Origin of the sequence: Caproiciproducens faecalis, assembly GCF_019448085.1 — a bacterium.
Lineage (GTDB): Bacteria > Bacillota > Clostridia > Oscillospirales > Acutalibacteraceae > Caproiciproducens > Caproiciproducens faecalis.
The window spans coordinates 431420-444563 of record NZ_JAGFNZ010000001.1 but is presented as its reverse complement, the minus strand read 5'-3'; the positions used below and the strand labels follow the sequence as shown (position 1 = coordinate 444563).

The following is a 13144-nucleotide window of genomic DNA, read 5'->3' as shown; positions in this document are numbered from 1 at the left end:
CTTTTGTTTTTCTGTGAGAATTCTGACGAAATCTGTCCACACATTGGTACACGGACCTCATCTCAATCACAATTCACATTGAGGGGATGCAAATGAATTACAAGGTGGCAAAAATTCTGAACAGCAACGCGGTTCTGGCGCAGGATGAAGAGGAAAATCAGGTCGTCCTGATGAGCAAAGGAATCGGGTTCGGCAAAAAAGTGGGCGAAAGGCTTCACGATGATGCGGAAGACCGAAAAATATTCTATATTCATGACGACAGCGTCAATTCAGCAAAATTGAAACAGATTGACTCCCAGGTTCAGCAAGTGGAGGAGGTCACCAGAGAAATTGTAGAGGTGGCGCGCGAAAGGCTTCATATTGACAACAGCAAGCTGTACGGCGCTTTACTGGATCATATCACGTTTGCGGTTGAGTGCTTACATATGGGGCTGCCGATTGACAACCCGTTCTGCGGCGAAATCGCGATCCTTTACAGCCAGGAGTATGAAACCGCGCAGATCGCAGCCGAAATCATCAAAGAGCGGATCGGCGTGGAAATTGGGGACGGGGAAACGGGCTTTATTGCGCTCCATCTCTACTCCGCCCGAAAAAACCGCCATATCCGCGCCGCAATGAAGAGCACCCGCGTTTACAGCGAAATTCTTAACATGGTCGGAAGAACCATTGGCAAAGAGCTGGATAACACCCACGCGCCGGCAAAAAGTTTTCTGCTTTCCCTGCACTGCCTGGTTACGCTGACTATGAATCACAACCCGATTGTCATGAAGCTGAACCAGCAAGTCAAGCTGAGTCTGCTCGATTCCTACAAGGTGGCGCTGCGGGTTTCAAAAATGATTTTTGAGGAAATGGATGTTCAGCTCAGTGAGGATGCGATCTCTTTCATCGCAGTGGATATTGAAAAGCTGAAACAGTTGTAACCAATTCGAGGGAGCTCGATTGAATATATTTTTTAGGAGGAAAAACAATGCAAAAAGTTTTAGCGGCACTCCAAAAACTTGGCAAGGCATTGATGCTGCCTATTGCATCGCTTCCAATCGCAGGCCTTCTTCTCAGACTCGGACAGAGCGATATGCTCAACATTCCCCTTTTGGCGGATTCCGGCAACGCCCTGTTCAGCAACCTTCCGCTTTTGTTCGCAATCGGTATTGCGGTAGGTCTTGCGAAGGACAATAACGGCGCGGCAGGTTTGGCCGGCGCAGTCGCTTATTTCGTACTGAACGCGGCTGGTCAAGCCGTTAATCATGCCCTGCAGATTGGCAGCTTTTTCATGCCGGCGGCAGGTCTTCCTGAAGGAATCACCGAAATCAACATGGCACATTTCGGCGGCATCATTGCCGGTGTAATCGCCGGTCTCTGCTACAACCGGTTCCACAGTGCCAAGCTGCCTGACTGGCTTGCTTTCTTCGGCGGCAGACGTTTTGTTCCAATTGTTACCGGCGGTGTTTCTCTTGTGCTCGGCGGCTTGCTCGGCACCGTGTGGCCGACCTTCCAGAAGGGTCTGGACGCGGCTGCAAACTGGATGACCGGCAGCGGCGGACTCGGGGAATTCATTTACGGCACCCTGAACAGACTGCTTCTCCCCTTCGGCCTGCATCATGTTGTAAACACAGCTGTTTGGTTTAATTTCGGCACTTACACCGGCGCTGACGGCAAAGCCGTTTCCGGCGACCTGTGGAGATTCTTTGCCGGCGACCCCCACGGCGGCGTATTTACCGCCGGTTTCTTCCCGATTATGATGTTTGCACTTCCTGCGGCTGCTCTGGCGATGTATGTTTGCGCCAAGAAAGAAAATAAAGCAGTTGTCGGCGGCGCTCTTTTCTCCGTTGCACTGACCGCTTTTCTGACCGGTGTAACAGAACCGATCGAATTCATGTTCATGTTCCTCGCGCCTGTTCTGTTTGTCCTGCATGCCGCTCTGACAGGTCTTTCCCTGGTCGTTTGCAACATGCTCGGCATCCGCGACAGCTTCACTTTCTCGGCAGGTCTTTTCGATTACCTCATCAACTGGACCAAGGCGGCAAACGGCTGGATGATTATTCCGGTCGGCCTTGTATTCGCTGTTGTTTACTTCTTCCTGTTCGTCTTCTTCATCAAGAAATTCAATTTGAAGACTCCCGGACGTGAAGACGACGAGGAAACCAGCAGCTTCTCCGCACTGGTTGACGACCAGGGCTTTGATAATATTGCAAAGAAATACATAGCGGCGCTCGGCGGTGCAGAGAATATTAAAGAAATTGATTCCTGCATCACCCGTATCCGTTTGACCCTTGTCAGCAACAAAGAGCTGAATGAAAAAGATTTCAAGGCACTCGGCGCTTCCGGCGTCATGAAAGCAGGCACCCAGGTAACCCAGATCATCGTCGGCACCAAGGCGGAGCTTTTGGTTGACGCAATGAAGAAATACCTGCCCGGCCATGACCACGCGACGGCCTGATAACTCTCTCCCCTTTTGTTTTCCTCCCCCGTTTTTGGGGGAGGAAAACACCCTTTACATCTTAATTCGTTGAAAGTAACATCGGAGGTCAATCATGCAATTATTCGGCAAAAATAAAAAACGAACCATTTTAGCCCAACAAACCGGAAAAGTCATTCTATTAGCTGAAGTACCTGACCCTGTATTTGCGAATAAAATATTAGGAGACGGAATTGCAATCCAGCCCACAGCAAACGAGGTTTATTCGCCCGTATCCGGAACAATTGCACAAATCGCGCATACGCTCCACGCAATCGGAATAGAGAGTGACGATGGAATAGAAGTATTGGTTCATCTTGGAATCGACACCGTTAAACTGAACGGCGAAGGGTTTACCTGCCATGTAGAGGTCGGCCAGCACGTTGCCGCAGGGGAAAAAGTAATGGATATGGATATTCAGGCAATTACTGAAAAAGGCTACAGCACCATCTCCCCCTGCATTATTACCAATCTGGACACCGTCAAAAGCTTTGAATGCAAGCAAGGCAATGTTTCCGGCGGAAAATCGGTTGTCATGAATTTCGTCAAACAGTAGATCAGCCTCTCATTAATCTGGAAAATAAATGGAATGTTCCGCAAATACGCGGACATTCCTTTTTTTGTTTTGCCCGCAATAAAAAGCACCCCACAGCAGGCAATTGCCCGCTGTGGGGTGCTAAGACTTCCGTAGATTTCAGATATGAGGTATCTTATTTATGGTCTACAGAGTTCATGTGCTTAATCAGGTCTAATACCTTGTTGGAATAGCCCCACTCATTGTCGTACCAGGACACAAGCTTGACAAAGTGGTCGTTCAGCATGATACCGGCATTCTTGTCAAAGATAGAAGTGCGGGAATCGCCGAGGAAGTCGGAAGAAACAACTGCGTCCTCAGTGTAGCCAAGGATGCCCTTCATTTCGTTCTCGGAAGCTTCTTTAACAGCTGCGCAGATCTCTTCGTAAGTAGTCGGTTTTGCAAGGCTGACAGTCAGGTCAACAACGGAAACGTCCAAGGTAGGAACACGCATGGACATACCGGTCAGTTTGCCCTTTACTTCAGGAATAACAAGTGCACATGCCTTTGCAGCGCCGGTGGAGGAAGGAATAATGTTGCCGGCTGCAGCGCGGCCGCCTCTCCAGTCTTTGCTGGAAGGGCCGTCAACGGTCTTCTGGGTGGCGGTGGTGGAGTGAACCGTAGTCATAAGGCCTTCTACAACGCCGAACTTATCGTTGATAACCTTGGTCAAAGGAGCAAGGCAGTTCGTTGTGCAGGAAGCGTTGGAAACAACCTTCATGTCTTTTGTGTAAACATCGAGGTTAACACCGCAGACAAAAGTCGGGGTATTATCCTTGGCAGGTGCGGAGATAACAACTTTCTTTGCGCCGGCTGCAATATGAGCGGAAGCCTTTTCGGTTGTGCAGAACACACCGGTGGACTCTACAACATACTCAGCGTCAACTTTGCCCCACGGAATCTGGGTAGGATCCTTCTCGGCAAAGACACTGATCTTTCTGCCGTTTACAACAAGCTTGCCGTCTTCAGCAGAAATGTCGCCCTGGAAGTGGCCGTGCATGGTATCGTATTTTACCATGTAAACCATGTAGTCAACGTCAATAAACGGATCATTGATACCGACAATTTCAAATGTTTCCGGCTGAGCGACAGCTGCACGGAAGACCAGGCGGCCAATACGGCCAAACCCGTTGATGCCAATCTTAATAGACATAAAATATACCTCCTGAAAAAATTAATCTTTCTTATCCTATTTTATAGCATTTTAAGATATTTTACAAGTCATCTGACATAAATTTAACTAACTTTTTTTATTTCAATTGTGAAAAAAAGGACTTTTAATCTCTTCACAGAACTGTAGCTGACTGTGGTATGCCTTTCCCAAAAATTCCAGGCAGCTTTCCTGACCCGGCGCTTCTTCCTCCCGCTCATCCGTGTCCGGCGTACCGGTAACCGCTTCACTGACCTGAGGTTCCTCGTCCAGAGCCTCAGCGGCGGGCAGAAGCCTGTCCACTTTTTCCTTGGAATACTGCACCAAAAACAAAATCACATAAAGTGCAAGAAGAATATTTACCGGATACAGGCCAACCGGGAAAGTCCCTGCACTCTTGATATTGAAAAGAACCATGACCGTACCCGGTATTCCGGTTACCAGCAAAAGCAGCGCCGCCGGCAAACCAAACATATAGACTAGTTTTGCACTTTTTTCATCCTCTATGCGTGCAAACATTTTTGCCTGAGCAAACAGGAACAGAAGCAGAAAGATCACCGTAAATGTGTCGTAGATGTTCTCCGCAACATTGACCACCGCCACATAGGTAAGGAACAGCGAAACAAGGCTGACGCAGCCCCACACGGACGGAACCAGCGCCAAAATCGGGTGGGCTTCAAAGGTGTTGCCGCCTGTAGCAAACTGGTAGGCGGTCAGAATCATCACCGCACCCGCGCAAATCCCGACCAGTGCCAGAATCAGGGAAGGAAGCGGGTTTTGGGATTCCCCTGAAGTGAAGATGCCAACGGCGTACTGGAGGACGATCCCCAGTCCGGCCAGAACGCCGAAAACCGCCGCCGGAATACTCCTGATGGGGCTGTATTTCGGTTTTTCGCTCTTATCCATAAAACACATGGCAATCAGTAAAATGACGCCCGCTGCAAGTCCGGCGGAAACAAACGCGGTGGTTTTCATGCCATCGGTATAAAAGCCGGTGTCCTGATCCACTAAAAACAGTATCTGATACATCCTGGTCGGCAGTGTAACCAGCAGTGCCACTGCAAATACGATCCAGGCGTTCTTAATATTCATGGCGTGATATCCTTCCAACTTTATTTAGCGTTTCTTTGGTCAAGGGATATGTAAGGCTTGCTCTTGGACAAAGAACGATACGCCGGACGCATAATTCTTCCGCACGTCTCCATCTCTTCTATGCGATGAGCACACCACCCCGCAATACGGGAAACAGCAAAGAGAGGCGTAAACAGATCGCTCGGGATTCCAAGCATTTCATAAACCAGCCCGGAATAAAAGTCAACATTGGCGGAAATGACCTTCATCTCCCCTTTGACATGCGCAAAAGCGTTGGGCGCGAGCTTTTCCACTCTCTCGAACAACTCAAATTTCTTGAGCATATTTCTTTCTTCAGCCATTTTATGCGCTTTTGTTCTCAAAATGACCGCACGGGGATCGGAAAGCGTATAGACCGCGTGTCCCATCCCGTAAATCAGCCCGGAATGGTCACAGGCCTCTCCGCGGACAATTTTTTCAAGATAGTTTTCCAGTTCGGTCTCGTCTTCCCAATTGTGCACATTCTCCATGATCTCGTTCATCATCATCATGACCCTGTGGTTCGCGCCGCCGTGTTTCGGTCCTTTCAGGGAACCGATCGCGGCCGCCATGGAGGAATAAATATCCGTTCCGGTGGAAGAAAGCACACGCGCCGCAAAAGTAGAGTTGTTGCCGCCGCCGTGCTCCGCGTGCAGAATCAGACAGAGATCCAGCAGTTTCGCTTCTTCGTCTGTAAACACACGGTCGGGACGAATCGCGTTCAAAATAGCCTGCGCCGTGGAGTGGGAAGGATCAATCGGATGGAAATACATGCTCTGCTTGTCGAAGTGACGGCGTTTTACCTGATAGGCATACGTCATGATCGTAGGCATCCGCGCAATCAGCTGGATAGCCTGACGCATGTTGTTCTGCAGGGAAGTATCATCCGGATTTTCGTCATACGAATACAGTGCCAGCACGGAACGAGCCAATTTATTCATAATATTTTTTGAAGGCGCTTTGATAATCATATCTTCCGCAAAATATTCCGGGAGCTCACGGTAGCTGTTGAGGGTTTTGCAGAACGTCTGCAGCTGCTCCGTGCTTGGCAGCTCGCCAAAGAGCAAAAGCCACGCAACTTCTTCAAAGCCAAAACGCTTCTCTGCGATACAGCCTTCCACAATATCTCTGAGATCAATTCCACGGTAAGTCAGCTTGCCCTCGTCCGGAATGCGTTCACCGTCCGCAATCAAATACCCGTGTACGTTACAGATGGTGGTAAGGCCGGCCATAACGCCGGTGCCGTCAGGATTGCGCAGACCGCGTTTCACTTGATATAATTCAAATTTTTCAGGCGGAATCTTATTGTTCGCCCTGAATTCATCACATAGGCTTTTTAAGCCCGGATTATCCTGTTCAAGTACAATTTCTGCCATTAAAGCACACCATTTCTCCACACAAATTCAGCAAAAAAGCCGTCCTGCTCCGCGTGGAAGAACCGACGGCAACCTACTATCTCGTATAAATACTCTAGCATATAATATATATCACCCGGAAATCAAAGTCAAGTAAGTTTACATGCAAATTAATTGTTTTTGCAACAAAAACAATTAAAAATTTCATTTTTTTGTCATATCGCTCTCCTGTAGAAATATATTTATAATTTTATGAATAATTTTTAATACGCTCATGTAAAATGTAATACGGTAGCTCCCATGTTCAGAAAACGGACCAGCCAAATCGGAAACAGGCCGAAAACATCTTCCGTGCAGGGTTCGGCCGCTGCTTCAGCAAAATTTTTTACTGCACGGAGAAATGGTGGTTGAAAATGAAAGGCAAAACCTTACTGGGACTTCTGCTTTTTTTTCTGATGTTCTTGATTCCTTTCTTGTCACTGGGCGCGAAAATCCCGGACAAGACAGACAAGCCGAGCAGCAAGGCGGCTTCGTCCGTACCGCCGCAGAAACAGAATCAATCACAGGAAAAACCGCAGTCTCAGCCAACGTCACAGACGCCGCAGAGCACTGCACCCGCCGCTCAGGGCACAGCGCAGTTTAAAATACTGGATGCGAAAAGCAGCCAGATCTTAACAGTGGATGACCGAAGCTTTCTCTACGGCGCGATTGCCACCGAAATGTCACCGGAATCCTCGCCGGAAGCGCTAAAAGCGCAGGGAGTCGCAGCGTACACCTATTACAGCCGCCTGCGTGAGCAGGAGAGAACCACTCCCACGGCCGCGCTAAAAGGCGCGGATTTTTCCGCGGACACTCAGGGGTGGCAAATCTACGTCACCAATGCGCAGATGCAGGAGCGCTGGGGAACCAATTTCAACGAATACTATAACAAGCTCACTCAAGTGGTAAACGCCGTCTACGGACAGGTATTGAAAAGCGGGGACGATCTTGCGGATGCAACCTATTATGCCATCTCCTCCGGAAATACAGAAACATCGGAGGACATTTGGGGCGGCAAGCGAAGCTATCTGGTTTCCGTGGCCAGTCCGGGAGATGTCTTTTCCAGCGGATACCAGACCACGGTTACGCTCAGCGCCGACCAGTTCAAGGCAGCCGCGCTGAAAGTCGCGCCGAAAGCAAACTTAGGTGCGGACGCGGCCAAGTGGGTCGGCAGCATTGCCCGTACCACGGCGGGCTCCGTGAAAACCATAGAAATCGGCGGCGTCTCCGTAACCGGAAACGACGCACGAAACGCGTTTAACCTGCGCTCGGCAAACTTTACCGTCTCCTGTAAAAACAATACATTCACGTTTGTGGTAAAAGGATATGGGCACGGCGTAGGCATGAGCCAGGTCGGCGCACAGTACATGGCGTCCCAGGGTTCCGATTACAAGCAGATTTTGGCCTGGTATTATCCCACTACCACCCTTACAACTGTCAGTACATAGAAAAGGCGGAAGCAATTGCTTCCGCCTTTTCTTCGAAATATCAGCCGCCCAGATAAGCCTTTCGAACCTTTTCATCATTTGCCAGCTCGTCTGCGTCGCCTTCCATGGCAATTGTGCCCGTTTCAAGAACGTAGGCATGATTTGCAATTTCCAATGCCTTCTTGGCGTTTTGCTCCACCAGAAGGACAGTAACGCCCGACTTGTTTACATCCTGAATAATATTGAAAATTTCACCGACCAGAAGCGGAGAAAGCCCCATGGACGGTTCATCCAGCAGGAGCATTTTCGGATTACACATCAGTGCGCGTCCAATCGCAAGCATCTGCTGTTCGCCGCCGCTGAGTGTCCCGGCAATCTGCTTGCGGCGCTCCTTCAGTCGGGGCAGGCGTTCAAACAGCTTTTCAAAATCGTCTTCGATTTTATCGCCGTCGTTGCGGATATATGCACCCATTTCCAAATTTTCCAGCACCGTCATCTTTGCGAAAATGCGTCTTCCTTCCGGAACCTGAGCCAGTCCAAGCCGGATAATTTTGTGGGGCTCCGTCGTACGAAGATCATTCCCCATAAAATTGATCTCACCGTTCTTCGGCTTGACCAGTCCGGAAATGGAGTGAAGCGTTGTGGTCTTTCCGGCACCGTTTGCGCCGATCAGGGTAACGATTTCTCCCTCCTGCACATCGAAGGAAATATTTTTAATGGCATGGATGGATCCGTAAAAAACATCCAGATTTTTAACCGACAGCATTACTCCCATATTATTCCCCTCCAAGATACGCAGCGATGACTTTCGGATCGCTGCGAACTTCTTCTGCGGTACCTTCTGCGATAATTCTGCCGTAATCCAAAACCACAATATGTTCGCAGATACCCATAACAAAGTTCATGTCATGCTCAATCAAAAGGATCGCAACATGGAATTTGTCGCGGATCAGCATGATGGTTTCCATTAATTCCATAGTTTCGGTCGGATTCATGCCGGCCGCAGGTTCGTCAAGAAGCAGAACCTTCGGATTCGTTGCCAGCGCACGGGCAATTTCCAGCTTGCGCTGCTTGCCATAGGGAAGGTTTTTCGCAGAATCATGCGCATACCCGTCCAAGTTAAAAACCTCTAAAAGCTCATGAGCCCGTTTTGAAACCGCCTTTTCTTCCCTGCGGTAGGAAGGAAGACGGAACATTCCCGCCAGAACGGAATATTTCATTTGGCTGTTCATCGCAATTTTTACATTATCAATCACGGTAGCATCCTTGAACAGACGAATATTCTGAAAGGTCCTCGCAATTCCGTTCTGTGTAATCTGGTATGTTTTTTTACCTACAATGTTGTTGCCGTCGAGCTCAATGACGCCCTGTGTCGGCATATATACGTCGGTCAGCAGGTTGAACACGGTGGTTTTTCCTGCTCCATTCGGCCCGATCAGACCAATAATTTCTCCTTCATTGATAGAAAAATGCACATCTTCAAGAGCCTGAAGGCCGCCGAAAGCAATTCCAAGGTTTTTCGTTTCCAGTACAGACATCAGTTAGCCCTCCTTATTTGAAGCCGGGTCCTGTTTTTTGCCTTTGACAGCACCTCTGATTTTATCCACAGTTTTCATCAATGAAAATTCGCTGCGGCCAAGCAGACCCGTGGGGCGGAAGAGCATGACGCAAATCAATACGATAGAGTAAAGCAGCATACGGTAGCTTGCAAAACCGCGCAGGGCCTCCGGCAGAATGGTCAGAACGCCTGCGGAAATAATGGAACCGGTAATGGAACCCATGCCGCCCAGAACAACCATTACGAGGATTTCCACAGAACGGTTGAAATCGAACTTTGAGGGATCGATCAAGCCGATCTGATGAGCGTAAAGGCCGCCGGCAACTCCGGCAAAGAATGCTGCCAGAATGAAAGCGAGCAGCTTATAATAGGTTGTGTTGATACCCGAAGCCTCCGCGGCAATTTCATCTTCACGGATGGAAATAACAGCACGTCCGTGGCGCGAGGTCCCGAAGGTGAAGCTGATAAAAATAGTCAAAACAGCAATAAAGAAAATATAGGTAAACATCGCCGTCAGATTATGCCGTGAATTTAAGGAATCAATGCCGTAAAGGCCTTTTGCACCGTTGGTGATGGTAAGGTTATTGGCAATTACACGAATAATTTCACCAAACCCCAAGGTGATAATCGCAAGATAGTCGCCTTTCAGGCGAAGTGCCGGCACACCGATGATGACACCGAAAATTGCCGCAACCAGTCCGCCCAGTACCAGCGCGATTGGGAATGCGACCGGGAGCGGAAGCCCGGAATGAATTGTGAACAAACCAGCTGTATAAGCACCCACCAGCATGAATCCCGCGTGGCCCAGAACCAGCTGGCCCAGCAAACCGGTTACCAGGTTCAGGCTAACGGCCATAATGATGTTGATACACATCATATTCATAATATCCGAATAGTAACTGTTTACAATACCCTGACGGATCAGCATGGTAAAGACCAGATACAGGAGAATAACAATTGCCAGATTGACAACATAGGAAATCTTTTTCTTTCTGGAAATACCCAACATCTGTTACACCTTCTCCCTTGTATTTTTGCCAAGCAATCCCGCGGGTTTTACAAGCAGGACGATAATCAGGATGCCGAAAACAACAGCGTCCGTCAGGTTGCTGCTGATATAGGCGTTGGTCAGGCTTTCAGCAACGCCCAGCAGATAACCGCCCAGCATCGCGCCGGGAATGCTGCCGATCCCGCCGAGCACAGCGGCGACAAACGCTTTCAGACCCAAAAGACCGCCCATAATCGGTTTAATCTGCGGATAAGTATTGCAGTAAAGCACCGCGCCTGCGGATGCCAAAGCCGAGCCGATGCCGAATGTAAAGGCAATGGTGGTATTGGTGTTGATCCCCATCAGTTTGGCGGCACCAGCATCTTCGGAAGTCGCGCGCATCGCTTTGCCGATTTTCATTTTGCTGACCATCAGCTGCAGCCCCGCCATCATAATAACAGAAACCAGAATATTCAGAACGGTCGAAGAAGTAATCTGCAGACCGCCCAGCTGGAGCGGGCTGAAGGAAAACATTCTCGGCATTGATTTCGCATCGGAACCAAACAGCAGCTGAAAAAGGTTCTGTAAAAAGATGCTGACCCCGATTGCGGTAATCAGCAGGGAAATTCTGGGTGCGTCCCGGACCAGAAGCCTATGATACGCAATACGCTCTATGAGCACACCGGCGATGCCGCAGAAAATAATTGAGCCCAATACCGCAAGCCACAAAGGAAGACCCATCATGACTATAATAACAAATACGACATAAGCTCCTACCATAATGATATCGCCGTGAGCAAAGTTAATCAGCTGTACGATACCATAAACCATACTGTAGCCCAGAGCGACCAGCGCGTAAATACTGCCGATGCCCAGACCATTGATGATTTGCGAAAAGAAATCCATAAACCGCACCCTCCTGCATTAATATTAAAACATTGATATTATTCGCAAAAACCCGAAAAGAGGGCGAATTTCTTCACCCTCTTTTCCCCTTTTTAATTCCTAACAGAATGGGTAAACTTACTTTTTAAAGTTCTCAACAAATTTATATTTTCCGTCCGCAATGGTCGTAATAACAGCTTCTCTGACCGGGTTGCGGTTTTCATCAAATGTGGTGTTGCCGGTGAGGCCTTTATACTCAAGCCCTTTGAGCGCTGCAACAATCTTGTCGGAATCGGTAGAACCGGCTTTGTTGATTGCGGCGGCCATCATGCCCATGGCATCATAACCCAGAACAGCGAACATGTTCGCGTCCGTATTGTAGGCTGCCTTGTATGATTTCAGGAAAGCCTGCAGATCCGGATTGGTGCTTTCCGCGGAATACTGGCTGCAGAAGTAGCAGTCCTTTACAGCGTCAAGATTGCTTTTGTCAATCTTCTCAAGAACGCCGTCCCATCCGTCAGCGCCGAGGAGCTTCGCGCTCAGGCCGATTTCTTTTGCCTGTACGGCAATCAGCGCTACATCGGAATAATAAACCGGAACCATAACAACATCAGGATTGCCGGCCTTTATCTTTGTCAGCTGAGATTTGAAATCGACGCTGCCGCTCTGATAAGCTTCTTTGTTGGTAATGGTCATGCCGGCTTCTTTCGCGGCAGCCTCAAAAGCGTCCGCAACACCGGTGGAATAGTCGTCGCCGTTGTCGTAGATGATAGCGGCGGTTTTTGCTCCGAGCTTCTGTGCCGCGTAGGCAGCCATCAGTTCGCCCTGGAACGGGTCAATAAAGCAGGCGCGGAAGATATTGTCGCCGGCTTTTGTAATGTCCGCAGCGGTACCGGTCGCAGTAATCATCGGCAGACCGTCTTTGACAGCCTTCTGAGCAACCGCAATCGTCGGTTTGGAAGTAACGTCGCCAACCAGCGCAACTACCTTGTCATCCTGTACGAGCTTGTTGTAAGCGTTAACCGCTTCGATTGCATCGCCTTTTTCATCATAGGAGATGTATTCGATTTTCTTGCCGAGAACACCGCCGTTCTTATTAATCGCATCTACAGCAAGCTTAACGCCGTTATTAGTAGCAATACCGTAAACAGATACGTTTCCGGTTAGCGGTGCAAGACCACCGATCTTAATTGTCTCACCAGTTGCCGCAGCACTGCCCGCAGCCGCAGAATCCGTGTTTCCGCCTCCCTGGGCGCAGCCTGTCGCAGAAGCAGAAAGCATTACAGCCGCCAAAACAGCTGCCAATAAACGCTTTTTCATCATGTTTTACCTCCCAAGTAAAATAGTCATTTTGCATCTTTATGTTGCAGCCGGATCATGGAAACAACCCGACTTTATGCCCTGACCTTAATATTCTAATGTTTTTGATTATACTACTGATGAATCAAATTTGCAACTGCATATTTGCGATTATTCGTCTTATTTTTAAAAATCGTATAATTCAACAGTTTTTATTTGCTTTTTAATCTCTGATCTTATATAAATGAAATATTGAGTATATAATATTGCAAATTTATCGGCTAACTATCGCTTTAAACCAGTA

General features: G+C 48.7%; 12 protein-coding genes. 4 read left to right on the top strand and 8 right to left on the bottom strand.

What is annotated here, in order from left to right; genetic code table 11:
- Positions 1–92 precede the first annotated feature (92 nt).
- The 3 genes from J5W02_RS02055 to J5W02_RS02045 all read left to right on the top strand — a co-directional run bounded on the left by J5W02_RS02055 (position 93) and on the right by J5W02_RS02045 (position 3011).
- Entirely contained in the window at positions 93–920 is an 828-nt protein-coding gene (locus tag J5W02_RS02055) for a PRD domain-containing protein (RefSeq protein ID WP_219963986.1), read from the top strand.
- Between the two features lie 47 nt (positions 921–967).
- Positions 968–2437 carry an N-acetylglucosamine-specific PTS transporter subunit IIBC gene (nagE, locus tag J5W02_RS02050; RefSeq protein ID WP_219963985.1) on the top strand — a complete coding sequence of 490 codons (1470 nt, stop codon included), beginning with the start codon at positions 968–970 and terminating at the stop codon, positions 2435–2437.
- Between the two features lie 94 nt (positions 2438–2531).
- Positions 2532–3011: a PTS sugar transporter subunit IIA gene (locus tag J5W02_RS02045; protein WP_219963984.1), complete on the top strand. Its 480-nt coding sequence runs from the start codon at positions 2532–2534 to the stop codon at positions 3009–3011.
- A 154-nt stretch (positions 3012–3165) separates the two neighbouring features.
- Here J5W02_RS02045 and gap read toward each other — a convergent pair whose 3' ends face one another.
- From gap to J5W02_RS02030, 3 genes are all read right to left on the bottom strand, one after another.
- Complete coding sequence (gene gap, locus J5W02_RS02040) at positions 3166–4182, bottom strand: type I glyceraldehyde-3-phosphate dehydrogenase (RefSeq protein WP_219963983.1); 1017 nt, start codon at positions 4180–4182, stop codon at positions 3166–3168.
- 102 nt (positions 4183–4284) lie between these two features.
- Entirely contained in the window at positions 4285–5271 is a 987-nt protein-coding gene (locus J5W02_RS02035) for a DUF1129 domain-containing protein (protein WP_219963982.1), read from the bottom strand.
- Between the two features lie 20 nt (positions 5272–5291).
- Positions 5292–6665: a citrate/2-methylcitrate synthase gene (locus tag J5W02_RS02030; protein ID WP_219963981.1), complete on the bottom strand. Its 1374-nt coding sequence runs from the start codon at positions 6663–6665 to the stop codon at positions 5292–5294.
- A 392-nt stretch (positions 6666–7057) separates the two neighbouring features.
- On the opposite strand from J5W02_RS02030, the gene spoIID reads away from it, so the two are divergent.
- Complete coding sequence (gene spoIID, locus J5W02_RS02025; protein ID WP_219963980.1) at positions 7058–8131, top strand: stage II sporulation protein D; 1074 nt, start codon at positions 7058–7060, stop codon at positions 8129–8131.
- A 40-nt stretch (positions 8132–8171) separates the two neighbouring features.
- Here the strand turns inward: spoIID and J5W02_RS02020 are convergent, their stop codons facing one another.
- The 5 genes from J5W02_RS02020 to J5W02_RS02000 form a co-directional block, all read right to left on the bottom strand.
- Positions 8172–8876, bottom strand: coding sequence for an ABC transporter ATP-binding protein (locus J5W02_RS02020; RefSeq protein WP_407928350.1), 705 nt, complete (start codon positions 8874–8876; stop codon positions 8172–8174).
- A gap of 10 nt (positions 8877–8886) precedes the next feature.
- Positions 8887–9648 (bottom strand): ABC transporter ATP-binding protein, encoded by a 762-nt coding sequence (locus J5W02_RS02015; RefSeq protein WP_219963978.1) that lies wholly within the window; start codon positions 9646–9648, stop codon positions 8887–8889.
- Positions 9649–9651: 3 nt separating this feature from the next.
- The gene (locus J5W02_RS02010; protein WP_255575510.1) at positions 9652–10677 is read right to left on the bottom strand and encodes a branched-chain amino acid ABC transporter permease; all 1026 of its coding nucleotides are present in this window, start codon (positions 10675–10677) and stop codon (positions 9652–9654) included.
- A 3-nt stretch (positions 10678–10680) separates the two neighbouring features.
- The gene (locus tag J5W02_RS02005; protein ID WP_219963977.1) at positions 10681–11562 is read right to left on the bottom strand and encodes a branched-chain amino acid ABC transporter permease; all 882 of its coding nucleotides are present in this window, start codon (positions 11560–11562) and stop codon (positions 10681–10683) included.
- A 117-nt stretch (positions 11563–11679) separates the two neighbouring features.
- Positions 11680–12864: an ABC transporter substrate-binding protein gene (locus J5W02_RS02000; RefSeq protein ID WP_255575509.1), complete on the bottom strand. Its 1185-nt coding sequence runs from the start codon at positions 12862–12864 to the stop codon at positions 11680–11682.
- Between the last annotated feature and the right edge of the window lie 280 nt (positions 12865–13144).

Coding starts and splice junctions, on each gene's coding strand:
- nagE (WP_219963985.1), top strand. CDS start 968: ATGCAAAAAGTTTTAGCGGCACTCCAAAAACTTGGCAAGGCATTGATG.
- J5W02_RS02035 (WP_219963982.1), bottom strand. CDS start 5,271: ATGAATATTAAGAACGCCTGGATCGTATTTGCAGTGGCACTGCTGGTT.
- J5W02_RS02010 (WP_255575510.1), bottom strand. CDS start 10,677: ATGTTGGGTATTTCCAGAAAGAAAAAGATTTCCTATGTTGTCAATCTG.
- spoIID (WP_219963980.1), top strand. CDS start 7,058: ATGAAAGGCAAAACCTTACTGGGACTTCTGCTTTTTTTTCTGATGTTC.
- J5W02_RS02015 (WP_219963978.1), bottom strand. CDS start 9,648: ATGTCTGTACTGGAAACGAAAAACCTTGGAATTGCTTTCGGCGGCCTT.
- J5W02_RS02000 (WP_255575509.1), bottom strand. CDS start 12,864: ATGATGAAAAAGCGTTTATTGGCAGCTGTTTTGGCGGCTGTAATGCTT.
- J5W02_RS02045 (WP_219963984.1), top strand. CDS start 2,532: ATGCAATTATTCGGCAAAAATAAAAAACGAACCATTTTAGCCCAACAA.
- J5W02_RS02005 (WP_219963977.1), bottom strand. CDS start 11,562: ATGGATTTCTTTTCGCAAATCATCAATGGTCTGGGCATCGGCAGTATT.
- J5W02_RS02020 (WP_407928350.1), bottom strand. CDS start 8,876: ATGCTGTCGGTTAAAAATCTGGATGTTTTTTACGGATCCATCCATGCC.
- gap (WP_219963983.1), bottom strand. CDS start 4,182: ATGTCTATTAAGATTGGCATCAACGGGTTTGGCCGTATTGGCCGCCTG.
- J5W02_RS02030 (WP_219963981.1), bottom strand. CDS start 6,665: ATGGCAGAAATTGTACTTGAACAGGATAATCCGGGCTTAAAAAGCCTA.
- J5W02_RS02055 (WP_219963986.1), top strand. CDS start 93: ATGAATTACAAGGTGGCAAAAATTCTGAACAGCAACGCGGTTCTGGCG.